This window comes from Aureicoccus marinus (assembly GCF_002954325.1).
Lineage (GTDB): Bacteria > Bacteroidota > Bacteroidia > Flavobacteriales > Flavobacteriaceae > Aureicoccus > Aureicoccus marinus.
In genome coordinates, this window is sequence record NZ_MQVX01000001.1 from 1,320,637 (window position 1) to 1,346,691 (window position 26,055).

The following is a 26,055-nucleotide window of genomic DNA, read 5'->3' on the forward strand; positions in this document are numbered from 1 at the left end:
AGGTCTTATGGGCTGGGCTCCAGGTTCTTCTCAGAAAAGCTTTCCTGCTTGTTTAAGTCCACAATATTAACCTTCACCATTTTGTCAGCTTTAATCAAGAGCTTGTGGCTACTACTCGAGAGGTTCGAGATGTAGACTTTCTTCCCCACCTTCTGGTAGCGCTCAGTTAGGCGATTGACCGCTTCAATGGCTGACATATCCACGATACGTCCTTCTTTGAAATCGATAATCACTTCTTCCGGATCGCCTTGCACATCAAACTTCTCATTAAAGGTTTTGATGGAGCCAAAGAATAGTGGTCCGTAGATTTCGTAGTGCTTTACACCTTTTTCATCCACCCGCTTTCTTGCCCGAATGCGTTTGGCGTTATCCCAAGCAAAGACCAAGGCCGAGATGATGACCCCAATCAATACGGCGAGTGCCAAATTGTGGAGGAAGATGGTAATCAGCGTTACCGCAACCATCACCAAAATATCGGAAGGCGGGTATTTATTGAAAATACGGATACTAACCCATTCAAAGGTTCCGATAGAAACCATGATCATCAGTCCCGTGAGAGCCGCCATGGGCATTTGCTCAATCAGCGGAGCCCCAAACATGATAAAGAGTAAAAGGGCCACAGAGGCAACGATTCCTGATAGTCGGGCCCGAGCCCCGTTTGAAATATTGATCAAAGACTGCCCAATCATGCGCAGCCTCCCATCCCAGAAAAGAAACCAGAAAGAACATTCGCCATCCCTTGCGCAACAGCCTCTTTATTGGTGCGTCCGCGGCTTTCGGTAATCTCGTCAATCAACTCCAAGGTCAACAAACTCTCAATCAATCCAACGGCGGCAACGATGGCTGCGTAAGGAAAAATCACCTGCAAGGTTTCTAGCGTAAATGGAACGTCAGGAATATGGAAGGGAGGAAAACCTCCATCAATAGACGCGATATCTCCCACTGTTCGGGTATCAATCCCAAAGACGAGTACGATCCCAAAGACCAACAGAATCGCCGCCAAGGAAGCCGGAAAGGCTTTGGTCAGCTTGGGAAGCCCCCAAATAATAAACATAGTAAAAAGGACCAAGCCCAGCATAATCCAGAGCGGCGCTCCCCCGAGCCAGTTGCCAGCGGTGTCTTTGAATTGATCCAGCTGTGCCATAAAAATCACAATAGCCAAACCATTCACAAATCCATAGACCACAGGAAGAGGAACCAAACGCATCAGTTTCCTAAACGCAGGAAGCCCGCTATGAGCTGTATAAGTCCTGCCAAAACAACGGTGGCAAAAATGTACTCCGTTCCGTGACTCTTTGCCAAGGCAACAATAACAACTGCTACAGCACCCGTTGCCCCAGAGATCATCCCGGGTCGTCCTCCAAAGATGGAGGTCACCAATCCCATCACAAAAGCCGCATAAAGACCAATCAAGGGAGAAAGTCCGGCGATCATAGCAAAAGCAACCGCTTCGGGAACCAAAGCAATGGCCACGGTTAAGCCAGAAAGAACTTCCGTTCGGTAGTCCACCTTGGCACTAAAATCAAAAAGACGTAGATATTGTTTCACAGCCTGGATTTTTGAAGCCGCGAAGGTAAACATATTCCCCAGCCCTAATGCGTCTAGAGCGCAGTTCTATCGATTTCGCAAAATAGCCCCAGATTCTTTGAGAATCTGACTCCATATCTTCCAGAATACGAGAGAGTTGCAAGGAGCTCAGGCCTCAAAATAAGATCGGGACCATCGGTGAGATTCTCCTTAAATCCACCTCTACCTTATTTTGTTTAACACTTCCCACTTTCACATAAACTTTCTCTTTTCCCTGCAATAGGGACTTACGAATTGCCATTGTGAGCATGATATAGGCGAAAAACATTATTTAGAATGAGTAGAAAAGCAGCCAGAAAACTTGTTAATGTTCTTACAAAATAGCTCTCTGTTGTTTAACTTTTAAATAAGTTTGTTGAACAACTAAAGAGCAAATATTGACATGAAATTATTTTTATCCACACTGAGTATTCTTACCTTAATCTTACTTTACCCAGTAGACACCCCTACCCAAGAATTCTACGGGAAGGCGGTGTACCAAACCAAGACCAAAATGGAATTGGGCAACTGGGGAGCCCGTATGAGTGAGGCTCAGAAAAAACAAATCGAGGCTCGCCTCAAAAACCGTCTTGAAAAAACCTACACCCTAAGTTTTAACAAAACGGAGTCGATATTCAAGGAAGAAGAGGTCCTCGATGCCATCTCAGGCGCTACGGACAGCTGGGGAAAGAACTTCACCCCGGGTGAATCCTACAAAAACATTGCAGACAACGAACTGGTTCAAACCCAAGAGTTCTACGGTAAAAAATTCTTGGTTAAAGATAAGATTCTAGAAATTGACTGGAAGATGGGTACTGAGTCCAAACAAGTTGGACAATACATGTGCTTTAAGGCAACGGCTTCTGTTCCATCCAAAGCTCTGACTTGGTATGAATTCTCCTGGGGTGAACTGCGCTCCGCTGAGAAACCTGAAGGTGAGGCGGGAGTAGCCATGACCGAAATCGAAGCCTGGTATACTCCTCAAGTCCCTGTGGGTCACGGACCAGCGGAATTTGCTGGACTGCCCGGACTGATCATGGAAGTGAGCTTCGGTGGAACTACCATGTTGTGTTCCAAAATCGTTATCAACCCAAAGGAAAAGGTGAAAATTCAAGCACCGGACAAAGGGAAGGAAATAGGTAAAATTAGCTACAAAGAGACTGTTGTTAAAAAGATGACAGAGATGAGAAACAACCGCGGACGTCGCCGCAGCCGTTAATCCATTCGCTGACAATCCAAACGGTCCACCCATGAAATCATTTTTAGGAGCAGTGCTACTAATGCTGCTCAGTACTTCTGTATTCTCTCAAATTACCTTGGAGGGAAAAGTAAAAGACAGCCTCAATCAACCCTTAGAACTCGTCAATGTCTTTGCGGTTGAGATCGAAAGCAAAGCGCTGGCAGGCTATGGCATCACGAGCAAGGATGGTGTATTTAAGATCGATCTGCGCAAAAACACCACCTACAATGTCCAAATCAGCTACGTTGGACTAAAATCCATCAGCGATACAATTTCGACCAAAGAAGAGGATTTAGTAAGGGATTATATTATGCAGCCCGATAATGTGCTGGATGAAGTGGAATTGGTCTACGAAATTCCTGTAAAAATCCAAGGTGACACCATCATCTACAATGCCGACTCCTACAAGAACGGGACGGAACGAAAATTAGAAGACGTACTGGAAAAACTGCCTGGCGTCGAAATCAACGAAGATGGTCAGGTCGAAGTCGAAGGTAAAGTGGTGAATAAACTGATGGTCAACGGAAAGGACTTTTTTGACGGAGATACCAAACTGGCCACCAAAAACATCCCTTCCAAAGCCGTCGACAAGATTCAGGTACTCCGAAACTACGCTGAAGTTGGTCAGCTAAGGAGTGTAGCTAACAACCAGGACAATGTGGCTTTGAACATCAAGCTCAAAGAAGGAAAGGAGAGCTTTTGGTTTGGAGACATCACTGCCGGTGGTGGAAAATCTCCTGATGATGACCTTTATCTACTGCAGCCAAAACTCTTTTTCTACAGCCCGGAATACAGCATCAACTTTATCGGAGATATCAACAACACCGGGGAAGTCGCTTTAACCCGCCGCGATATTCGAAACTTTGGAGGAGGTTTTCGATCCCCTAGCCGCAGCAGTGGTACACAGCTCAATCTGGGTGACAATAGTCTAAACTTCCTGACTAATCAGAACAATGCCTTGGAGATCGAGAACAAATTGGGATCCATGAATTTCAGTTACTCTCCTTCGAAAAAACTTGACCTCAGCGGTTTTATGATATTCAATTCGAGTCGTATACTCTCTCGGGAAACCAGTTCAATTCAGTATACCGACCCAGAACTGGGCATTCCCGACGAGGATACTGAACAAACCAGTCGCGAGAGCTCCAATCAGGCATTAGTGAAATTAAGTGCTTCATTTCAGCCGAACATCAATAACCAGATGGACTATGATGTGCTGGCCAGAATGTCCAAGGATTCTCAGGACCAGCGCCTCTTCTCCTCTGTGATCGGAAACACCGATCAGCGGGACGAGGTGAACCCCTACAGCATCAACCAAAACCTGAATTACTATTTTACCTTGGACGAAAACAACATTTTCGCCCTGGAAGCCCAGCACCTATTGCGCGATGAAGATCCGTTTTACAACGCCTTACTGATCAATGATCCCAACGGAGAAGACGCCTTTGACAATACCGCTGAGGCGCTAGGACTGGATACTTCTTTAAACAATTACGACTTGCGTCAAAACAGAAATATCTTTTCTAATCAACTGGATGCCAAACTGGACTACTACCATATTCTGAACGCCAAAACCAACATCAACCTGACCTTGGGTACCATCCTGAGTCGCCAAGAATTCGATTCCAATATATTCCAATTCTTAGAAGATGGATCGCGAATTCAGCCGACCCCAACCTTCAATGATGGTCGGGCGAGCAACGATACCGAGTACAGCTTTAGCGATGTATATTTAGGGGCTCACATGCGGTGGAGAACGGGTAAGTTTACCTTTACTCCAGGGTTCTCACTACACTACTATGGCAATAGCAACACCCAATTTGGGGAGACCATTGATATGAACTTCTGGCGCTTTTTACCTGACTTTGAAACGCGTATACAACTGAAGAATAGTGAGTCGCTCACCTTGCGCTACACCATGCGTAATCAGTTTACGGACGTCACCCGTCTGGCTGAAGGGTTGGTGTTTAACAACTTCAACAGCCTACAATTCGGAGAAGCAGAATTGATGAACGCCCTCTCAAACAACGTGAGTTTGATTTACAACAGCTTTAACCTTTTCAACAACACCAACGTTTTTGCCCGGGCGGCTTATTCGAACAACATCGATCAGATCCGTGGCTTGACCAATTTCGAGAGCGTTATCCGCACAAGTACCTTCTTTAACTCGAACTTCGCCGACGAAAGCCTAAGCTTCTTTGGCCGAATTCAGAAGACCTTCGGAAAGGTTCGGACCAGCTTGAACACGAGCTTTAACTATAGTAAAATAAACCAGTTCATTCAAGGGCAACAGTCTTTGAATGAAGGCTTTACCCAGTCCTATACCCCAGGTATTCGGACAAACTTCCTGGTGGCTCCCAATGTAAGCCTTCGCTATCGCTACAGTGTGACCAATAACAATCAGGGAGGGAATGATACGCGTTTTGTAATCAACGCTCCTTCCCTCGATTTTGATGCTTACATCTGGAAGTCCCTCACGGTGAGAACAGACTACACCTTTACCAACCAAGCCGTTGATGGTGGAGAGTCTCGCTCCTTCCAGACCTGGAACGCCAGTCTGGCGTACCGCAAGGATCGGGATGCGAAATGGGAATACGAGATTCGAGCGACCAACCTGTTGGATATAGACTCGCAAGTGCGAAACAGTGCGAATAACCTTTCGGCTTTTACAAGAGAGACCTTTATTCAGCCTCGTTTTGTCACTTTCCGCCTGATTTACACCCTTTAGGAGGCAGGTGAATCGTTTTTGACTTCATCAAAGAATTTGTTGCCCTCTTTAATCGAATTATCAATCTTATCGGCCACACCGTTGAGGTGTTTGAGAGCACAAGGGCTTGTTTTGCTTTTTTACCAGAACACCAAGGAAAAGGGCTGACATTTGATGCGAGTACTGCATTTTTAGAAGGCCTTAAAAAAGAGGCTCCTTTGTACAACTTCTGGGCATTACGTTGGCCGACAATACAAATTCCATCAATTTACTCCAGCGACTCGGATTTGGTTTTTTGCGTGAGGTCAAACAGCACGAGAAGGATTAAAATGAGGTCATCCATTTTCTTGCTCGCCTTAGCTTTGATTCAAGGGATTCTTAAGATTTGATTATTTTACGAGAATGAGTTTATGCCAAATGGCATCCTCACTATACTCATCCAAATAAAAACATATATGGAAACTGGGATTAGTTCGATTGACTTAGTCGTAATAGGAATCTATTTTGTCACTGTTCTTCTTATAGGATTGCTTGTTGCACGAAAAACCAAAACAGGCGAAGATTTATTTTTGGGAGGGCGTTCTTTTGGTTGGGGGCTTATCGGTCTCTCCTTATTCGCATCCAATATATCCACCTCAACCATTATAGGTCTTTCGGGTGCCGCCTATAGCACAGGTATCGTTCAATCCGTCTACGAATGGATGACAGGGATTCCCTTAATTATAGCCGCTTTAATTTTTATCCCTCTCTATCTAAAATCCAGAATTACTACCATTCCAGAATTCTTAGAACTGCGTTACGATCGACGCTCGCGTCAATTCTTTTCGGTGGTGACCATATTCACCAGTATTGTTGTGGATACAGCCGGTGGATTGTACGCTGGAGCCATCGTGCTGAAAGCCTTTTTTCCGGATTTGGTGATTTGGCAAACTACTTTGGTTCTGGCACTAGTCGCTGGATTTTACACCGCTGTTGGAGGATTAAAAGCCGTGGTCTACACCGATGCTATTCAAGCGATTGTTTTGATTATTGGTTGTTCTGTTTTGAGCTTTATGATGTTCGGTCAATTTGACTATTCCTGGAGCAAGGTGGTTGAAACTGCCCCTCAGGACTTTCTCTCCATCGTCAAGCCCGCAGATGATGATACCCTTCCCTGGCCCGGTATGATCATGGCAGTGCCCATTTTGGGCTTTTGGTATTGGACGACCAATCAATACATCGTACAACGCATCTTGGGTGCCAAAAACATCCAGAATGCCCGCTGGGGAGTCATCTTAGCCAGCTTTCTAAAAATCATCCCCCTCTTCATTATGGTGATTCCCGGGACCATGGCGATCGGACTTTTCCCTGGATTAGAGAATGCAGATCAGGTATTCCCTACAGCCGTCATGAAGGTATTACCTGTAGGGCTCGTCGGGCTCGTCTTGGCCGGATTAATTTCGGCGATCATGAGCAGCGTAGATTCAACTCTTAATTCGGCTTCTACCCTGCTGGTAGTCGATTTCATCAAAACCAAAAACAGTGAAATAACCGATAAGCAAACGGTGAAATATGGTCGAATAGCAACCCTTATTCTTATGGCCATAGCCGCGTTTTGGGCTCCGATGATTGCCAATTTCGGAGGGATCTGGTCCTACCTGCAGCAGATGTTCTCTATTATCGTACCACCCATCGCGGTGATTTTCCTTGTGGGTGTTTTCTTTAAAAGAGGAAACAAACACGGTGCATTTTGGACCTTGATCCTGGGAACCCTCGCGGGTGTAGTGCTGTTTGTTCTTGGCCAATACGGATACTGGCCTTTGCACTTTACCTATAACGTAGGGATAATGTCTCTGGTCAGTGCATTGATCTTTATCGGTATCAGTTTGGCTTCTGCCGCCCCTGATCCTAAACAAATCGAACTTTATACCTACCGGAAAGAGCTTATTTCAATGGATAATGCTGGACTTCCTTGGCACAAAAACTACCTGAATTGGATTGGCCTTTTGGTGATCGCTATTGGTGTTTTGGTTTATGTGTTCTGGTAATTATCGCCTAGAAAAATGAGCTCTTGATTTGTTGTTATCTTTCTACCCAGATAACCAATGATATGGAACAAAAGCTGAAAGTCCTTCGTATTATTCACCTCGCCCTGATTGGCCAAGCCTTATTCGCTTATTTCTTTTTAGGTGAAATTGATAAGCTGGGATTCCTGGATTTTAAAGAGGTTGAAGGGCCCGCTTATATGATGCTCTTTATTCCTATAGGTGCTGTCTTCGCCAGTGATTTCCTGTACAAAAACTTGTTGAAGAAAGTTGATCGTAATTCTACTACAGATCATAAGGTACAGCACTATATGGTTGCCTGCATCCTACGCTGGGCCGTAATCGAGGGTCCTATTTTCTTCCTGCTTTTTTTGGAGGATTTCATTCTGGTTGGTTTGATGCTGATTGGTTACCTAGCTTTTATCGGACCTTCCAAAGATAAGATGGAACAGGATATTGAATCGGTGAACTTTTAAGAGTAGAAAGCTTGGATTTTTTACCTGCTCTCTCCGTCTGGAAATTCTTGAGTAATCTCAGTATTCACTAGCTTTAACTCATAACCAAACCCTGCTCCATGAAAAAGCAACTCCTTCTTTTCGCCTTATTACTCTCTGGCAGCCTACTTCTCGGACAAGAAAGTGGCAACTACATTCTCATCATTAACGGAGATTCCATTCCCTTAGACCTGGACAAAGAATACATCCGCAACCCCGATTCAAAGAAAAAGAGAATGACCCTGAAGCTGGTGCAACCCAGTATTCTAACTTATTCCGATGAGATGGTCGCTTTCAATTACGACAGAGGACTAAGCGTATCGGATACCAAGCTCGATTTGGGTATTGAGCAGTGCATGGTCATGAAATCAACCGGGAGTGGGTTTTTGGTGCAGAAGTACAAGAGCATCAATCCGAGTGCTCTGGCTGGTTTTATGATGGACGAAATCACCAAAGAAAGCGTTGGTTATGGGTACGAAAAGGTCGAAGAACCCTACGAAAAAACCTTGGCCAGCGGGCACACCATCAAAGGCATTCGGGCGGTTCTTACCTATCAAGGCGAAAAAGAAGTCTACACGGTGGCTACCTACGGATCGGGCAATCGCGGGGTTGTTATGGTGACCATGCTTCTTTACAATGATTTTGAGGACAAACGCATGATTGATCGGATGGTCAATAGTTTGCGGATTTTAGAGTAAGTGCAATGAGGAACCGAGTTTCCATACTCTTTATCCCCCTCCTTTTCCTTTCTTGTATAAAAGAGGTTACCGTCAATGGCCTTATCATAACGAAGGTCAACGTGGTTGACGTTAAAACGGGTGCCATTCTTGAAGACCAGGACATCTACATCTTTGAGGATAAAATAAGTGATATCCTGCCCCATGATCCCTTAACTGTTTTTAAATCCAAGACCATAGACGGGAGTGGAAAGTACGCTATACCGGGCTTATGGGACATGCACCACCACATATTCAGCTGGGATTGGCAAAAAAACCTCAATACCAGCATGGGAATTACCGGCCTTAGAAATATGCATGGCGGGGAAATGGTTTCTGAGGTAAGAAAGGAAAGAAAGGACGGCTTTTTTAGAGGCTTTGAATTTTTGTATTCAGGTCCAATCACGGATGGGCCGGGTGAAAATTGGCCTGGCACTGTAGTCGTTTCAACCCCCGATGAAGGGCGGAAGGCAGTACAAGAACAATTTCAAAAGGGATATGATTTTGTCAAAGTTTATAATTTCTTAGACCGGGCGACCTATCTGGCTATTTCCGATGAATGTAAGAAACTCGGGGTCGACTTCGCCGGACACATTCCGAGTGATGTAAGTGCTATAGAAGCAATGGCAGCCGGTCAAAAGAGTATTGAACATATGGTGCCTCTTGAACTGGCGCATGAGAATCCGGATATCACAAAGACGTTTAATTCAGAATCGAGTAAGTCATTAACCTATGGCGAACTAGCCACAGCATTTCTCAAAGGATACGACCCCAATAAATTTCAACGAGTACTGGATGCAACAAAAAATTCTGAAACCTGGTTTTGTCCTACTCTGATCTGCTTAGAAAAAATGGCCTACAAAAACGATTCAACACTTAAGGTTGATCCGAGGCTTAAATATGTACCCAAAGAAGAATTAGACTACTGGTTCGGCGAGGTAACAGAATTCGGCACTCCTGAATACCTCCAAACAAAGGAGGAGCACCTAATGGCCGAGCAGGAACTGCACAAATTGACCAAATCCGCTCTTAAACCCATGCTGGATAACGGTACACGCTTCCTCGCTGGTACGGATGTTGGCAACCCTCATGTATTTCCAGGATACGGCGTACACGAAGAACTGCAACTCTTCGTAGAAGCAGGGTTCACAGAACTAGAAGCTCTACAAACTGCCACGCTCAACCCAGCCATTTATGCCGAAAGAGAAGACCAACTTGGTACTTTAGAAAAGTGGAAAATTGCCAATATCCTTTTACTCGACGCCAATCCCTTGGATGACATTACGAACACCCAGAAAATACATGGCCTAGTAAGACGTGGCGAGTATCTGGATCGCACCTCCTTGGACAGTTTAAAAATCGATTACTCTAAGGAACAATGAAAATCGAACACCTCGCCATTTGGGTCAAAGACTTAGAAAAGATGAAAAGCTTCTACGAGAAGTACTTTCAGGCCGAGGCGGGTGAGATGTACCACAATCCAAAAAAGAACTTTCACTCCTACTTCCTTTCCTTCAGCAAAGGCTGTCGATTAGAACTCATGCAGCGTCCGGATATTCCTGAAAACAAACACCCACAGGGCTCCGAGTATACCGGTCTTATCCATTTTGCCATTTCGGTAGGAAGTGAATCCAAGGTTGACGAACTTACAGCGCAGATGCGATCTGCTGGGTATACCATAGCAGGGAATCCCCCGCAGAACAGGGGACGGCTACTACGAAAGTGTGGTGCTGGATCCGGAAGGCAATCGAATTGAAATAACTGTATAAACATGCATAAACACAGCACCCGTATCGCTTTACCCGAAGACGCCCCTTTTATTTCGCTATTGGGACGCGTGACCTTCAGTGAAACCTTCGGGCATTTGTTCAGGGATCCTCAGGACTTGAAATCCTACCTGGACGCGACCTTCTCTGTTCCCAAAATTGAATCGAGCTTAAGCAAAGCCAACAATGTGTTTTGGATTTCATTTGTTGACCGTCTTCCTGTCGGATACGCCAAACTAAAATTGGAATCCCCTTCCGACTTTATCGAATCAACTAAGATCTGCCAATTGCAAAAAATCTATGTGCTTCAGGATTTCCTCTCCTTAAAGATTGGTCTGGAACTTCAGAGTCAATTGCTGGAGAAGGCGAAAGCCCTGGGTTACCAAGACATCTGGCTCTCTGTACTGGACGAAAATGAAAGAGCCAAGCAGTTCTATCTCAAAAATGGATTTGAAAAGATAGGAGAACACGAGTTCCGTATTGGTAAGGAACGCTTTGATTTTATCGCCATGCACAACACCCTTTAGTACCGATCCAGAGGCACTAAGTGAAAGACGGCTCCAAAAGGGTCCGATACCAAGGCAAACGTGGATAAGTCGGCAAAAACAAAATGGTTATCTCTCAAAAGAACAGCTCAAGGTTCCGAAGAGAAATAACCATTTCGATGAAATAATCACAAATACCAGGGACACCCCTTCCCTAGCCTAAGATCATATAGGTCACAATGATGCCTAAATTGATCAGGGTACTCGCGATCAGTAAACGAAGGATTACTATCGGTTTTTGAACGGTCAGTATAGCCGCGTTGTGAAAACTACAGATCAGAACCGTGGTCATGACCACGGCCATTGAAAATAAACCATTAAAATTACTCAAGGCCAATAGAACAGCGATACTACCAAGACAAGTCGATAGAATAATTCCAAGTGCAGAATATCCGCTTACATTTTGTATAAAATCGTTTTTGATGTTTGTTAGGGTTGCCATAATTACTGCTTTAATTATGACCCAAAAGTAGGCGGGGCTTCACGTGCCTGAAATGATAAATGTCAGGTTTTGAATTTTTCGAAAAGAAAGTGGGAAAGGATTAAGCTTCCCCACTGATCTTCCTTAATCGATTTCCTCCAGCAGGGTGTTCGAAAGCTCTTTCCCGTGCTTATCAATGGTCACATACCACACATTGACTTTATACGACTTGGGGTTGTTGGTCGCGTAGGTTTCGAAATCCTGTTTGGTGCCTTTGATGATGTAGCCTTGATCGGTTTCCTCAGCACTGTAACCGTATTCGTTAGCAAACTCTCCGTAGGTTTCTTGCCACAGCTTGTTGCCCTTCAAATCCGTTTTGATCACGAACATATCGTAGTTTCCATTCCCAAAAGAACTGGTTGATCCGACGATCAAATACCCGTCTTTCAAGCTAAGGATAGAGCTGGCCTTGTCGTAGCTCTTTCCTCCAAAGCGCTTGTTCCAAATTTCGTTTCCGTTGGGTTTGTTTTTGGTCAGCAAAATCTGGGAAGGATCGTTTTTGGCTCCTCCAATGGTCGTTACCTGAATGGAACCATCCGCAAGTTGTGCTTTGGGCTGGAACTGCAGCTTGGTCTTTTTCACAAAGAGGTTGTTTTGTACACGGCTAATAGTCAAGCGGAGGCCAACCACCCGGTCAAAGGCATCTCTTTGCACTTTAAGGATGTAGTCCTGAGCCAGGATTTCTTCCCGATTGACAATGTCCATTTCTTCGGTATCGTCTTTCCCCTCGATGTAAAGGAGTTTTCCGTCTTTGTATTCAATGCGGAAAGTAAAGTCCAACTCCGAGCTGTAGTACTTCCCAGTATAGCTTTCGAGCTCCGCTGCAGTCGGCTTGGGTATATGGAGGCGGTTGTATTCTGACACCTTGCCATTGGGGTAAAAGTAGAGCATCTGATCAGCGGTGAAGCCCAGTTTCTCTCCGGAGCCATCGGTAAAGGCCAAGACGCTTTCGGATTCCTTTACCAATTCTAAGGGGCGGTTATTGGCGTTGTGCCAGGTGTATTTGCCGTCCTTTTCTTCAATGCGCATGGTATAGTTGCCTCGAGAAAGGTACTGCCCGACCACTGGAGCCGACCCGGAGTTTTCAATCGTGGATAAACGGGCATCGTAGTTCAGCTCCATCTCCTTTTTCGGTAGAATCATTTTGGCCACGGCCTCCGTAAAGGAACCACTCCACTGATTTCCGTTATTCCCCATCACAAAGACAGTCAGATTTTGCTCCGGAAAGCGCAGACTTTCGGAATGATAGGCTCCTGTGCTCCCATCGTGGTGTCTGGCACTGTAGTTCAAGCGGTCAAAGAGCTTAAGGCCGTAACCATAGGTTTGCACCTCACTGTTGGGAATGGCCTGCTGGCTTTGAAGAAGCAACTGGTTGTTGTTCTGCTTGGCCTTTTGAATAACCGCCTCAAAGGTGAGCATGTCCGGCAAGGTGGTGAACAAAAAGCCATCTCCGTACAGGCTGGTCAGCATCGGATACTCCTTCCACGGACTGTTCTGCCCCCACTTCACATAGGGAACCGCCTTGTTGGGTATAACCAGCATATAGTTCTTCAGAAACTCCGTGTTGTTCATGCCCATTTTCTGGAAGAAAGCCTTGGAATAATCGTGAAAGTCCTGTCCGCTGATCTTTTCGATCACCTGGGTTAGAAGCAGGTAACCCGTGTTGCTGTAGGTGTATTTGAAACCTGGTGTAAAGGCAAGCTCTTCCTGTTTTTCGACCAATTCCATCGCATCTTCCACATCAAAGCCCACTTGCTTCCACCAGGGTTTATTTTGAATACTGAGGAGATCGTAAATATCTCGGATGCCACTGGTGTGATTGAGTAAGTGGCGGAGCTTGATCGTTTCTTTGACTTTGGGGTAGATGGACGGTAAGAACTTGCGAACATCCTCCTCCAAACTCACCTGCTTTCATGCTCATCTCTAAGAGCATCAGAGCGACAAACTGCTTAGAAGTGGATGCGATATTCGAACGTGTTAAGGGTCCGACAGGAACTTGGTGCTCTAAATTCGCCAAGCCGCGGTAGCCTTCATAAATGATTTCACCGTTTTGTACTACTCCAATAAAAAGGCCGGCATCGGACTCCTCAATATTAGCTTTTAAAAGACCATCGATGCGTTCTTTTAGGGTTTTATCCTGGGCCGAAATAAAGGTGATGGCGCCCAAGAAAATGATTAGAAGTGATTGTAATGATTTCATGACTGCTTGTTTTTGAATGACCCAAAAGTCCGGTGAATTCACGCGCTATGCGCTTCAAATCCTGATTTGAGACCTAATTTTCTTGCAATTGGGTCAGGTATTCCTTGGGGGAAAGGGTGGTGTATTTTTTGAAAGCCCGGTTAAAGGTGGCCTTGCTGTTAAAGCCCGCATCGTATGCAATTCCCAACAGAGTCGTGCGCAGATGTTCACCGTCTTCCAGTTTCTTTTTGATGGCTTCGATGCGGTAGTGATTGACAAAATCGTTAAAATTCATCTCGTATCCCGAATTCACGATGGCCGAAATGTTCTTGGTCGTGGTTTCGAGCTCTTGGGCCACATCCCGTAAAGTCAAGCGGGGATTTTTGAACAACTCTTTCTTCGTCATGGTATGTTCAAGCGAAGACTTCCATTGCAGGATTTCGGTCTCTCCCATTGAGGGCTTCACTTCCTCTTCTTCGGTGACGGTCTCTTCTTCAAAGACATTGATGGGATTTAATTTTTCGGCACCCAAAGCGGCTTGCTTGATCGCATTGGCATAACCCGATACTGAGATATACAGAAAGACCCAGGAGAAGTATTTGTAGTACCAGTACTGGCTACCAAAGTCCCCCCAGCCCGAATTAACAATAAAGAGAGTCAGTCGAAGTAATAACAGCAAGAGGAAAGCAATCAAAAAGTTGCGAATCCACTTAAAGAGGATGGTATCGGCATAACTCAGTTGATCGTAAATCAATTTTCTGTAGGAAGCGTAATAACGCAGGCTCAAGACCAAATAAACGCCCATCGAAATCAGTCCCGCTGCCTGGTACCAATCCGCCAAATCCTTGTCTCGCTGATCAGCATAGAAATAGTATTCATCCAGAATCAATTTGTCGGTCACAAAGACAATCAGGCTGTAAATGCCATAGAGTATTGCAGGTATAAAGTGGAAGTATTCCTTCTTGCTGATTTTATAATCCCGATTCAGCAGGCTCTTGGTGTAGAAATACACCACCGGGCCGATCAAGAGTACCTGCATAAAAGGCACAAAAAAGAGGGTTTCTCGGGTCCAGCAGCAGCCATACCAACCCGCATACCCCAGCATATAAGGCATGATGTACAGGGTGCAGAGAAAGAGCAATAAGGCTAAGAGGTAACTGGCTCTGCTCTTATAGAGGATTCCGTTGCGTAAAACAAGCAGGGTAAAGAGAAGCCCGTGAAAAAAGAAAATCAGGAGATTGGAGCTGTAGTCTCCATACCCAAAAGGAATTTCCATTCAGATGCATTTATTGGTCGGTTCTTAAAGTTAGGGATTCCTTCAAGTCCTATCCATGATCTTAAAGAAAATTTATAGGTCCGATCATTCTATTGATCCCCCTTCTCCAGCACGCGTCCATAGTAAGCATCCACTGGCCGGCCTTGACTTACCGCAATCTTGCCATTGATGATGCTAAAATCCAGGCCTGTTGCGTACCTGAAGGCATCCGTATAAGTGGCTTCTTCTCTAAAGCCCTCAGGGTCAAAAACGATCACATCTGCATAATATCCTTCCTGGATCACGCCCCTCTTTTCCATACGGAAAATCTTAGCAGTTCGGGAGGTACTACCGTTGATAAAGTCAGCCAAAGAAATTAGCTCTTTGCGTTTAACGTATTGGGCGTACTTCCGCGGAAAGGAGCCGTACTTCCTCGGGTGACCGGAATTTCCGTCGGAACCTGTCACCACCCAATCCAGTCCCATAAAGCGGTTCACATCCTCTTCGATCATATTGAAAGATACCACCTTGGCATGACCAATTTTGAGCATTTCGAAGACTGCTTCTTCTGCGGGAATACTGAGCATGGCGGAGATTTCTTCCAGGTTCTTCCCAACATAAGTGGTATCGGGCAGCTTTACGATGAGCAGTTTAGAAGGGCCTCCACGGCGCTTCATATTGGTCACGGTTTCATTCAGTACCCTTTCCCGTGTGGCGGGAGCTTCCAGTCGGTAAAAGAGAGAGTCCAGGCCTCCACTCTCGGCCCATCGCGGCACAACGGCCGCCTTTAGACTAGTGGAAGAAGCATCGTAAGGGTATTGATTTGCTGTGACTTCTACCCCACGGCCTCTGGCCTTTTCGATCAGGTCGATGACTTCCGTACTCTTGCCCCATACATCCAATCCTAAACACTTGATGTGCGATATGTGAATCGGAATTCCGGAAACCTCTCCGATTTCAATGGCTTCTTCAATGGCTTTGACCAGTCCGATATTGAAACTGCTTTCGTCCCGTAAATGAGTATCGTAAATACCGCCATTTTCTACCACCACCCGGGAGAGTTCAATGACTTCTTCGGTTTCCGAATAACTACCAGGTGCGTAGTACAGGCCGGTAGAAATCCCGAAAGCACCCTGCCGCATTTCTTCCTTGGCCAAAGCTTTCATCTTATCCAATTCGGCTGCCGAAGGAACGCGATCACTTTTCCCGATTACCTGCTCCCTTATAGTACCATGCCCGAAAAGCATGGCCACATTGGTACCAACACCCTGTTTTCGGTAAGATTCTTTGTATTCAGAAATCGGATAAAAACTACTGCCATCGTTACCGACCACCACCGTAGTTACCCCTTGCATTAAAAAAGGATGGTTGTGAGCGGTTTCTGTTTTGTTGAGATCGCGATCAGCATGGGTATGCGGATCGATAAACCCGGGCGAAACAATTTTTCCTTGGGCTTCAATGGTCTTTTTGGCTTCAATTCTAATGGTATCAGCACAGCCCACAAAGACAATCTTGTCCTCCTTGATCGCTATATCCATCTGCTGACCTTCCATGGACACACCATCAAAAACGAGGCCTCCCCGAATCCAAATATCGGCCTCCACCTTTGGCTTGGTACAGCTGGCGAAAAAGACAAGCAGACTGGTAAATAGCAGGAATTTTTGGAGGGTTCTCATGTAACTAATATACAGAAGGGTCTCGTTATGTAATCGCTAGGCCCAAAAACAAAGTATATACACTATTCCCCGACGATCATTTGAATAGCCACCTCCAAGACCTCATCCTTTCCTGCTTTAACCCCTTCAATGGTTCGTTCCACCACCTGGTCAATGTGCACTCCTGAACGCTGGGTAATACTTCCATCAGGATAGAAGATTCCGATCCCGGAAAAGGCGGTTTTGTAGTTATCGCCCAACTGAATGCGGCAGATGTTTCCGTCCGCCCCGGCGGTCTGTCGTCCAATGGTGGTAACCTGTTCCGCTGCTTGCAAAGACATCACACTGAACTCAGCGTGGCTTTGGGTTTGTTCATTTACCAGCACGACTATGGGTTTTTCGTAGGCCTTTCCCCTTTTCTTATACCCCGTTTTAAGTCCGGAATCCCAATAGAACTTCCCCGGGTAGCTGTAGTCGGGTCGAAGCACTTTACAGAAGTCCTTCTTTTGGTGAACGAGTCTTCCAGACAGGGCGTACATAGATCCTTTTGGGTAATTCCGAACATCAATGATAAGACCATCGGTGTCTTTGAATTCTTTCATGGCCGTAAAGACCTCTTTGGGTGTAATAATCCCCATATTGATAAAGCCAATGTTGTTGTCCAGGAGTTTCCATTTCTTGACCTCTTTCTTTGTACCGATTCCAATTTCTTTTGTGGTGTAAACCGGGACTTCGAGTGTTTGTATCTGGCCATCTCGCTCCACAGTGTATTGAATACTACTCTTGTCCATGGACTGCCCGAAAATATAGCTCATGTTCCGGTACTTGCTGAGTAAATTAGACCCAGGCTGGCGGGCCATTTCTTCCTGCTTCAACTCCTCAATGGACCGGCCATTGATGGCTTTAATGACATCCCCTTTTTCAAGAGAAGAAAATTGTGCAATCGAGTCATTCCAGGGTTTGACCACCACAAATTGATCCTCGACATAAGAAATCCGGTTTGGAATCCACAAAGGGCGTTGATCATCGAAGTTAATGTAGCCATGGCCGTCGTCAATCTTAATGATCAGGTGCCTTAGGGCCAGCTCGTACTCTTTTTTTGATTGCACCTGGAGGATTTCCTCAATGGTTTCTGAAAGCACCTTAGACCAAGGGGTGTCGGTCTGGTATTTATACGGAAAGAAGTACTCCACCATATTCCAGTACTTAAAAGCCAGTACCATTTGGTGCTCCTTGTTCGACCAATCAAAACCGGCAAACTCCTCGTGTTGTGGATTGAAATTGCCGACATTTTTGTGGGTAGGGATGGCATAGTGATTAGGACCCAAAAAGCGGTTCTTTTCTATAAACCTCAACCGTCCTGAAAGCGAGGGATGAAAGAGCTGTTTATCATCCATCCAACTCAGGTCAAAATTCTTACCGAAGTAATCCTTATCACTCGCTTTTTGGCACTTCTTACATTCCTCAACCTCCCCGAGCTCATCAATCCAAGTGTTGAGCACTTGCGAGAAGCCATCTCGGCTCATCGGGCTCTCAACAAGGGGCAGAATATTAATCAGTTCCAAATCCCAATCAAACTTCCCTTGGGCCACCTCGGGATGGTAGTACTTTAAAAAGCCCCAAATTTTAGCAGTGGCGGCGAGTTTTTGTTCTTTCGAAAGGGTGTTGGATTGCCCTTGAAGGTTGAAAGCCAAAAAAAGCAGGGCCATCAAAACGAGTGTTTTCTTCATGGTTGAGTTTTTGGGAAAATTAGCTCAAGCCACTCCAAAGGAATTATTAGTGTTTTCTTAATTGGGGAAAGATTAACGAATTCTCCACCTTAGTTACAAACACTGCTCCCTCCTATAGCCCACTTATCTCCATTGATGTAGTAATAGCCCTCGTCGGTATAGCTTTCGATCGGCATATAATTCACCTCTCCAGCCAGAGAAACCAGACGGATAACCATATAATTATTGACGACCATCAGGCTCCAAAGCCCTACCCCTTCAGTGTTGCTGCTTGAGACTTGTCCATCGAAGGCACCTCCTCCGGCGCTAAAATCCGAGTATCCATCAAAGATGAACTTTCCGCTAGAGCAAAAGTTGATCGTGGTCTTACTGCTGGACCCCACGCTAACCGTATTGGCCCAATCTGAGGTGTAGTAGGAACTGTATCGAATGAGCTTTCGGCCCTTGAACATATTGGCCTTTTGCTGGGCTTCCTTACTCATAAAGCTGCGGTAGCGAATGGTATTACTGACCTCCACCGCCATATTTTGAAAATTGTCGTTGAACTGTTCGGCCGTTACCAGAATCAAGGTCATGACCCCACCGATTTGCCAGAGTTTACTCTGAGAAACCACCGCGACGATGATCACTTCTTGCTGACCGGCATAGCCTTGATAGAGGGCGATATAATTTCCGTTTTCCAACTGCATCACATCCGAGGCCAAGGCAGCCTGAAAGCCTTCTTCCTGTATATTTTGCTGCATATTTTGCAGAATCATCTGCTCATTGTACCATCCGTGCTCTACAAACATCAGCGCACCTTGGACATTGGGATTAGACATCAAAATTTGCCCGTAGTTTTCTTCTTGTATTTGCCATCCTGAAGGAACGGAAGCACTCATCGCTATTCCGGTAAACTTAGTTTGAGCTGAGCTCCAGCTAAGAAGGCATAATGCTAAAAGGGGAAGGAACAGTGATTTGAGGTCTTTCATCAAATTCAATTTTATTGATTACAAACTGATAGCAAGGTATTTTCAGACTACTGCAAAACTTTAAGGGCATTTCCCCATTTGATAAAAATCAGGGAATGCCCTTAGAAGTGTGTTTTGAAATAACAGAGGATTAAAAGAGCAATTCTAGTTCTTTTACATCAATTTAGAAACTCCGGTAAAAACAGCCCAAGAGGCCAAAGTACTTAAGAAGGCAATGGTTCCTAATCGACCACCAAAACCCGCAAAGACATCCAAAGAGAATAGGTAGATCAGTCCAGCGACCAGACCGCCCAATCCCACCAGCGGATAACTTCCCAGTCCAGTGCTGGTCATTCCCACGAAAGAGCCCGCAAAAATGATCAGAGCCAAATGCTCATTCTTCAGGAAGTGCCCGAGCATTGCACCGACAAGTCCGACAATGCAAGAAGCAACCACGGCCGAAAGCTCGAATTTTTGAAGTACAAAAGTGGCCAAAGCCCCAAGGGTGCCACCGAGAAGTATGAGGAGTGTTTGGTACATGCAGCAAAGGTATAGGTTTGAAGGAATCGGTTTTCAAAGAATGGAAAAGAATACCCATGGAGCCTAGTCCATATTCCTCAAACCCTGTCACTTTAAAAGAGCGCCGATTACGAGAAAGAGATCGACATCTCCGCGGAAACCAACCTGTTACATAGAGGTAAAGACCCTGTCTAATTATTATAGGGGTCCATAAAACCCATCGGTTTATGTCCCTGTTCTTTTCTCAATTGCCTTTTATTAAAACTGCCTTCGAATTCATTCGAATAAATAGTCAAATTCTCGTTTACATAAAGCTGAAATCTGAATTTCGCTTCGATTTTACCTTTTAGACAAGGTGCCGTAAATTCCCAATAATCATTAGGGTCAATATAGACATTATGGTAACTGTTACCACACCAGCTACTAGGCAAATACTCCACGTCTCTCCATTCATTTTTGTAAAATACCTGGCGTATTAAATACAGGCGACTGTCTTGAGCAGGGAGCTCCATTATGGAGTCTGTTTTATTGATTAAAAACACCTTAAAGCCAGCAATACCTTCCATATACTCCGCTGCCATCTCTGGTTTTACTAAGAGCTCCATGTCCTTAGAATTTGAATACTTCCCAATTTCAGCATTGAGCTTTTTAGGAACATTCTTATCTACGTAGAACCCTCCCAAGGCCGTTGAATCGATCTGGCTACTTCCAGCGTAAAAATATCCTCGAATTTTAAATTTCACGTTCATGCATTCCTGCCCAAAAGAAAGTTGTGCGATAAGAAAAAACAGAATGAAGATAGATTTGTTCATAAGGCTTTGATTTTACTCAAATCTAGATTCTTCTTCTCTCTGGTCATAATGAGAATGAGTGTAGCCCTTAGTCAAATGAGTAAAGCAGTTTATTGCCTCCCTTATTAAATCCATAGGATTTATATTAGCACACTTAACCCATTAGCCAATCGGCTTTTCAAATGCTCATGAATCTCCTAACCCAAGTAGATGTCCGCCAATAGCCACCCTAAAAAGAGCATTTTTGAACGTATTCCGCATGCCATAACCATGCTCTTCTCCATCATCGTATTGGTGACGGTCCTGACCTATATTCTACCGGCGGGAAGCTACGAAAGAGTAATGATCGAGGGACGCAGCACAGTGGTTCCGGGCTCCTACAGCACCATCCCCTCTACTCCCGTCAGTCTTTTAGATATGTTTACGGCAATTCCTCTGGGATTTAAAACCGCCGTCGAAATTATCTTTATCGTCTTATCGGGCGGGATTATGTTCGGCTTTATGGAAAGATCTCAGGCAGTCGAAAATGCCGTCGGGACCCTGATTAAAAACCTGGGACTTGAGCGCAAGTACCTCATTATCGTTATCATGACCTTCATCTACGGTTTCCTGGGCGTTGCTGTAGGATACGAAAACAACATCGCTATGGTGCCCATTGCCGCAGTCGTGAGTTTGGCCCTTGGGGGCGACCTCATTTTGGCTGCTGGCATTTCGGTAGGCGCCATGACCATCGGGTTCGGTCTTTCCCCCATTAACCCGTATACTGTAGGGACAGGGCATCGCTTGGCCGAACTGCCCATGTTCTCTGGAGCGCTTTTACGCAGTTTGCTTTGCTTCTTAGGGCTCAGTGTAATGGCCTATTATAATGTGCGGTACTTCAAAAAAATCAGCCAGGACCCCAGCAAAAGCATGGGCATTGGTTTGAATACCGACGACCTATCGCTTTCAAAACCCATTGAACAGTACTTTTTAACGCCCAATAACTGGTCGGTCATCGGGATTTTTATCCTGGGGCTGGGGGCTATTCTGTACGGTGTATTCAATCTCGACTGGCACATCAATGAGCTCTCTGCGGTCTTCTTAATCATTGCCTTATTGAGCGGCCTTGTTTCGCGCATGAGTGCCACGGAGATGAGTGAGACCGTCCTGAAGTCAGTGGCCCTTGCCGCACCTGGAGCCTTTATGGTAGGCTTTGCGACTACCATCAAAGTCTTGATGGAAATGGGCAATATTGGCGATACGATCTCACACCAAATGGCCAGTGTACTGGAAGGCTTGCCTTTGTATGCTTCCGCCATAGGGATGTCGATTTCGCAATCGATTATCAACTTTTTTATACCCTCTGGGAGTGGTCAGGCCTTGGCTACCCTTCCCGTCATGCTGCCCTTGGGAGAATCCCTGGCTTATCCAGACAAATCACGATTCTGGCCTTTCAAATTGGGGATGGGCTTTCTAATCTAATCAATCCCACTCTGGGTGGTCTGGTCGCCATGCTCAGCATGTGCCGGGTACCTATTGACCGCTGGATCCGGTTTATTTTTCCGGTTTTAATCACCCTTTTTGCCTTGGCCTTTGTGATGATTATAATCGCGGTCGCAACAAACTACAGTTAGACTATGACGAATGTTGAAAAACTACTAGCCAAATTAGTATCCTTTCCGGTTTTAGGAGGACAGAGCAATTTGAGCATTTTGGATTGGATCAAAGAGTACATCGAATCCTATGGGGTAGAAACCCACTTGGTCCCCAACGAAGACCAGACCAAGGCTTCCCTTCACTGCCGAATAGGCCCTGCCGTTGATGGCGGAGTAATATTATCGGGCCACATGGACGTGGTACCGGTAGAAGGACAGGATTGGACCACCGATCCCTTTCTGCTGACGGACAAGGGAGATGGAAAACTCTATGGCCGCGGATCTTGCGATATGAAAGGCTTCCTCGCCTGTTGCCTAGCCGCCCTGCCCAAGATGGTTGAAGCGGATCTCAAGAAACCCATCTACTTTGCCTTTTCTTACGATGAAGAAATCGGCTGTCTAGCGGCTCCGGAACTGGCCCAGCACATCAATACCCACTACAGCGAAACACCGAAATACGCCATCATCGGAGAGCCTTCTATGATGGAACCCATCATTGGCCAAAAAGGAATCTACATCATGGAAACCTATGTCAATGGATCGGCTGGACACAGTAGCCGGATTAAGCAGGAAGTGAGCGCCATCCACGAAGCCATGCGTCTTATTCTGTGGCTGGAACAAAAGATGGACGGACTGATTAAGGCCAAGCGTTTGGATGATCGTTTTCATCCGCCCCACTCCACCATCCATATCGGTCTGGTTGAAGGGGGAATTGCACCCAATGTCATTGCAGACAAGGCCAAGTTTTACTGGGATTTAAGGACCATTCCCAAAGACAATATGGACGATATTATTGCGGAGTTCGAGGCCTATTGCCGAGAAAGAGAAACGGAACTCCGTAACATCTATCCGGGCTTTAGCATTGAGAATGTCGAAAACCACCCGCCGGTTCCCCATCTGGATACCCAGATCGATGATGAGGTGGTTGAGCTGATCAAGCGTCTTTCGGGGAATTCGGAGTGGACCACGGTTTCTTATGCCGCTGAAGCTGGGCAATTCGCCAACGAGGGCTTCCAATCCGCGATTTGCGGACCAGGCTCCATTGCGCAGGCCCATCGAGCGAATGAATTCATCAGTAAGGATCAACTGGCCCAGGGGGAAGAAATGATGTACCGACTGATTGAAGAGCTTGAGGGGGCGGAATAATCCTTCCTATCCTGCTAGTCTACTATTCACGAGAGACCTTGAAACAAGGTTTCCGTCTCGAGGGAATTGTTAGACGGCAGGATTTCATCACTTCACTGCGCTCAGGCCGACATCCTGGTAGGGAAGCGTTGCTCAAGACAAATCCAGAGACCGAGCTACGCTCGTCTAAGGCTTTTTTGTTTCTCGAAGGCCAGGAAACTGCGTTTCCGCCTTCTGGAAACAAAAATCCAGACTTCCTTTCGGACGTCTGGATTTTCTTGGTCGGGGTGGCAGGATTCGAACCTGCGACCTCCTGCTCCCAAAGCAGGCGCGATAACCGGGCTACGCTACACCCCGTACACTATTTTGAACTTTGCGGAGAGACCGGGACTCGAACCCGGGCAGCACATACGCGCTGACAGATTAGCAATCTGCTCCGTTACCACTCCGGCACCTCTCCAGGTTTCCGCTCTTCGTGTACTCAAAATTGCGGACGCAAAAATAGTTTTTCAGTTTGTAGAAAACAACTGTTTTGTTCAAATTAATTTAAGGGATTCAGAAGTGCTTCTAAACGAGGGGGTTCTACTCCGGATACTCCACCCTTAAGTGGTAGATATTGATGAGTTTTTGCTTGAGTACCTTCTTCACGGCTTCGATTTCTTTGAAGGTGATGTTGGCATTCAAAAACTGATCAGCTCCATTTGCCCCTTGACAATCTTTTCGACAAAGTCATCGATGATACTAAAGGTAGGCGACTTCAAACTCTTGGAAGCGGCTTCTACGGCATCACTCATCATCAGGATGGCGGTTTCTTTAGAGAACGGAATAGGCCCCGGATAGCGGAAGTCTGCCTCCTCGGTATCGGGATCTAAGTCTTTCTGCTTCTTGTAAAAATAGTAGACCAGAGAAGTTCCGTGGTGGGTTCGAATAAAATCGATTACACGATCCGGCAGGTTGTTCTTCCGGGCGATCTCGATGCCGTTCAAGACGTGGTCCAATATGATCTTGGCGCTTTCTTTCGGTGGCAAATCATCGTGAGGGTTCACATTAGTCACCTGATTCTCGGTGTAGAAGGTCGGGCGGGTCATCTTCCCGATATCGTGGTACAAGGCCCCTACCCTGACCAAAAGAGAATTGGCTCCGATTTCGTTAGCGGCCGCCTCCGCCAGATTCGCTACCTGCAAAGAGTGGTGGAAGGTTCCCGGCGCTTTATCAGAAAGCTGCTTCAACAGGGTCGAATTGGTATCTGAAAGCTCCAGCAAAGAAATATCCGAAACCAACCCAAAGATCTTCTCGTACAAGTAGATCAGCGGCTGAGCAAACAAGGTGATCATCCCATTCAGCAGGAAGATGGCAAACACCTGCCACTTAAGGCCCTCTAAAGAAGCCTCGTGAATACTGTGGAAGGCAAAGTAGCCAATAAAGTAGATCAGGGTGATCTGTCCTACTGCAATGAAGAGGTTGGTTCGTTTATAGAGTTGGCTAACCCCGAGTATAGTGACAATCCCCGCTGTGATTTGCAAGAAGATGTACTCAAAGCTATTGGGTACGACAAAGCCCAAAATCAATAAGGTGATGACGTGGGTGAACAGCCCTAAACGTGCATCAAAAAAGTTCTTGAGAATCAGCGGCAGTATACAAAGAGGCACCGCGTATACCCAAGCCTCGTTCGAGGTGAAATTCTTCACGACCATGGTGGTAATAAACACCATGAGCAGGATGTTGAAGAGAATAAAGCTGATCTTGTTGTTGTCGGCAAAGACCTCCTGGCGGTACCTTTGCAGAAATAAAAACAGCATCATCAGAGCCAAGGCCACCAGGATACTGTATCCCAATAAAATCAGGTAAGAATTATCTCCTTCAAAAAGCTCTGATTCGTATTCGTCCTTCAGAGACTGCAGGATGCGGAATTCTCGGTCTTCGACCACCGTTCCCTTTGCGATGATAAACTCCCCATCGTAAATCGTCCCCCGGGTGTAAGAGAACTGATCCATGGCCTCTTTAAAGGAGTTGTCGGTCAATTCATCGTCCAGGCTGGCATTAGGCTGCAGAAGGCCTAAAATGAACTGAGAGAGCTTCTGCTTGACCTGGTTCGAAGGCAGCTCGGCCAAATAACGGTCCAAAGCCAAGGGCAGGTCCTCTTCCGTGATTAGGTATTCCGGATCGAGCGGACGCGAGGTGTTTTCGCGAAGCAAGCTGATGTTACGACCCCGTGCCCTGTCCGGAAAGATTCCGTTGGTGTACAGGCGGTGAATCGCGTCGTCTCCGGTTTCGAATAATTTCTTGGTTTGGCTCAGGCTTAAATCCTCAAACTGAAATTGCCCTTCAAACTGAATGCTGTAGTTCGAAATGACCTCTTCGTAAATCTCTTCGTTGAAGCGGTAGTAGTAGACACGCGCAGAATCGATTTCGGAAAGCTCTGCATCGATTTCGGCCTGGCTCTTCTTAAGCGAAAAGTCGAAGGGGGCGTAGAGGTTTTCGTACTGCCAGGGCCTCCCCTTACTGAAATCGTACTTGAATTTACCCCCACCTGGAAACATCCATACAATGAGGATCACTGCTATCAAATACAAGAAGATCTTGTAGAGCAGGGATTGGTGCCGGTAAATGAAATCAAGTGGTCTAGCCATGGGCAAACAAGGGCTAAAATTAGTAATTTCGCGACATAACTGAGATTA

At 45.9% G+C, this 26,055-nt stretch carries 17 protein-coding genes, 2 tRNA genes and 4 pseudogenes; 10 read left to right on the forward strand and 13 right to left on the reverse strand.

The features are described 5' to 3' along the window. Window positions 1–5 precede the first annotated feature (5 nt). Window positions 6–1,548 (reverse strand): annotated as a pseudogene (locus BST99_RS06115) (SulP family inorganic anion transporter). Window positions 1,549–1,969: 421 nt separating this feature from the next. Here BST99_RS06115 and BST99_RS06120 point away from each other — a divergent pair. From BST99_RS06120 to BST99_RS06155, 8 genes and pseudogenes are all read left to right on the forward strand, one after another. Beyond that, on the forward strand, window positions 1,970–2,785 hold the full coding sequence (locus tag BST99_RS06120) for a GLPGLI family protein (protein WP_105001018.1): 816 nt from the start codon (window positions 1,970–1,972) through the stop codon (window positions 2,783–2,785). Between the two features lie 31 nt (window positions 2,786–2,816). Continuing rightward, window positions 2,817–5,534 (forward strand): carboxypeptidase-like regulatory domain-containing protein, encoded by a 2,718-nt coding sequence (locus BST99_RS06125; protein WP_105001019.1) that lies wholly within the window; start codon window positions 2,817–2,819, stop codon window positions 5,532–5,534. 434 nt (window positions 5,535–5,968) lie between these two features. Further along, entirely contained in the window at window positions 5,969–7,540 is a 1,572-nt protein-coding gene (locus BST99_RS06130; RefSeq protein ID WP_219843819.1) for a sodium:solute symporter, read from the forward strand. A gap of 62 nt (window positions 7,541–7,602) precedes the next feature. After that, on the forward strand, window positions 7,603–8,013 hold the full coding sequence (locus BST99_RS06135) for an MFS transporter (RefSeq protein ID WP_105001020.1): 411 nt from the start codon (window positions 7,603–7,605) through the stop codon (window positions 8,011–8,013). Window positions 8,014–8,111: 98 nt separating this feature from the next. Beyond that, window positions 8,112–8,729 (forward strand): hypothetical protein, encoded by a 618-nt coding sequence (locus BST99_RS06140; protein ID WP_105001021.1) that lies wholly within the window; start codon window positions 8,112–8,114, stop codon window positions 8,727–8,729. A gap of 5 nt (window positions 8,730–8,734) precedes the next feature. Continuing rightward, entirely contained in the window at window positions 8,735–10,129 is a 1,395-nt protein-coding gene (locus BST99_RS06145; protein ID WP_105001022.1) for an amidohydrolase family protein, read from the forward strand. Further along, window positions 10,126–10,516 (forward strand): annotated as a pseudogene (locus tag BST99_RS06150) (VOC family protein). The gene BST99_RS06145 and the pseudogene BST99_RS06150 overlap by 4 nt, the downstream one beginning before the upstream one ends. A gap of 2 nt (window positions 10,517–10,518) precedes the next feature. Beyond that, entirely contained in the window at window positions 10,519–11,040 is a 522-nt protein-coding gene (locus BST99_RS06155) for a GNAT family N-acetyltransferase (protein ID WP_105001023.1), read from the forward strand. Window positions 11,041–11,212: 172 nt separating this feature from the next. On the opposite strand, the gene BST99_RS06160 is transcribed toward BST99_RS06155, so the two are convergent. The 9 genes from BST99_RS06160 to BST99_RS06200 all read right to left on the reverse strand — a co-directional run bounded on the left by BST99_RS06160 (window position 11,213) and on the right by BST99_RS06200 (window position 20,639). Next, window positions 11,213–11,500: a hypothetical protein gene (locus BST99_RS06160; protein WP_105001024.1), complete on the reverse strand. Its 288-nt coding sequence runs from the start codon at window positions 11,498–11,500 to the stop codon at window positions 11,213–11,215. Between the two features lie 123 nt (window positions 11,501–11,623). Then, the gene (locus BST99_RS06165) at window positions 11,624–13,405 is read right to left on the reverse strand and encodes a serine hydrolase domain-containing protein (RefSeq protein ID WP_262494666.1); all 1,782 of its coding nucleotides are present in this window, start codon (window positions 13,403–13,405) and stop codon (window positions 11,624–11,626) included. Further along, window positions 13,308–13,739, reverse strand: coding sequence for a serine hydrolase (locus BST99_RS14790; protein WP_146106226.1), 432 nt, complete (start codon window positions 13,737–13,739; stop codon window positions 13,308–13,310). Before BST99_RS14790 ends, BST99_RS06165 begins: the two co-directional genes overlap by 98 nt. Window positions 13,740–13,812: 73 nt before the next feature. Further along, the gene (locus BST99_RS06175; RefSeq protein ID WP_105001027.1) at window positions 13,813–14,994 is read right to left on the reverse strand and encodes a helix-turn-helix domain-containing protein; all 1,182 of its coding nucleotides are present in this window, start codon (window positions 14,992–14,994) and stop codon (window positions 13,813–13,815) included. Between the two features lie 89 nt (window positions 14,995–15,083). Beyond that, window positions 15,084–16,649, reverse strand: a complete 1,566-nt coding sequence (locus tag BST99_RS06180) for an N-acyl-D-amino-acid deacylase family protein (RefSeq protein WP_105001028.1) — start codon at window positions 16,647–16,649, stop codon at window positions 15,084–15,086. A gap of 62 nt (window positions 16,650–16,711) precedes the next feature. Next, a complete protein-coding gene (locus BST99_RS06185; RefSeq protein WP_105001029.1) occupies window positions 16,712–18,358 on the reverse strand; it encodes a S41 family peptidase in 1,647 nt (548 codons plus the stop codon). Between the two features lie 89 nt (window positions 18,359–18,447). Then, window positions 18,448–19,239 (reverse strand): hypothetical protein, encoded by a 792-nt coding sequence (locus BST99_RS06190; RefSeq protein WP_146106227.1) that lies wholly within the window; start codon window positions 19,237–19,239, stop codon window positions 18,448–18,450. Window positions 19,240–19,482: 243 nt separating this feature from the next. Then, window positions 19,483–19,848, reverse strand: a complete 366-nt coding sequence (locus BST99_RS06195) for a hypothetical protein (RefSeq protein WP_105001031.1) — start codon at window positions 19,846–19,848, stop codon at window positions 19,483–19,485. A 170-nt stretch (window positions 19,849–20,018) separates the two neighbouring features. Continuing rightward, window positions 20,019–20,639, reverse strand: coding sequence for a hypothetical protein (locus BST99_RS06200; protein ID WP_105001032.1), 621 nt, complete (start codon window positions 20,637–20,639; stop codon window positions 20,019–20,021). A gap of 249 nt (window positions 20,640–20,888) precedes the next feature. On the opposite strand from BST99_RS06200, the pseudogene BST99_RS06205 reads away from it, so the two are divergent. Next, a pseudogene (locus BST99_RS06205) lies at window positions 20,889–22,231 on the forward strand (YfcC family protein). 3 nt (window positions 22,232–22,234) lie between these two features. Continuing rightward, entirely contained in the window at window positions 22,235–23,398 is a 1,164-nt protein-coding gene (argE, locus tag BST99_RS06210) for an acetylornithine deacetylase (RefSeq protein WP_105001033.1), read from the forward strand. A gap of 258 nt (window positions 23,399–23,656) precedes the next feature. Here the strand turns inward: argE and BST99_RS06215 are convergent. The 3 genes and pseudogenes from BST99_RS06215 to BST99_RS06225 form a co-directional block, all read right to left on the reverse strand. Further along, window positions 23,657–23,734: transfer RNA gene (locus BST99_RS06215), tRNA-Pro, on the reverse strand. A gap of 19 nt (window positions 23,735–23,753) precedes the next feature. Beyond that, window positions 23,754–23,837: transfer RNA gene (locus tag BST99_RS06220), tRNA-Ser, on the reverse strand. 122 nt (window positions 23,838–23,959) lie between these two features. Continuing rightward, window positions 23,960–26,007: pseudogene (locus BST99_RS06225) on the reverse strand (HD family phosphohydrolase). Window positions 26,008–26,055 lie beyond the last annotated feature (48 nt).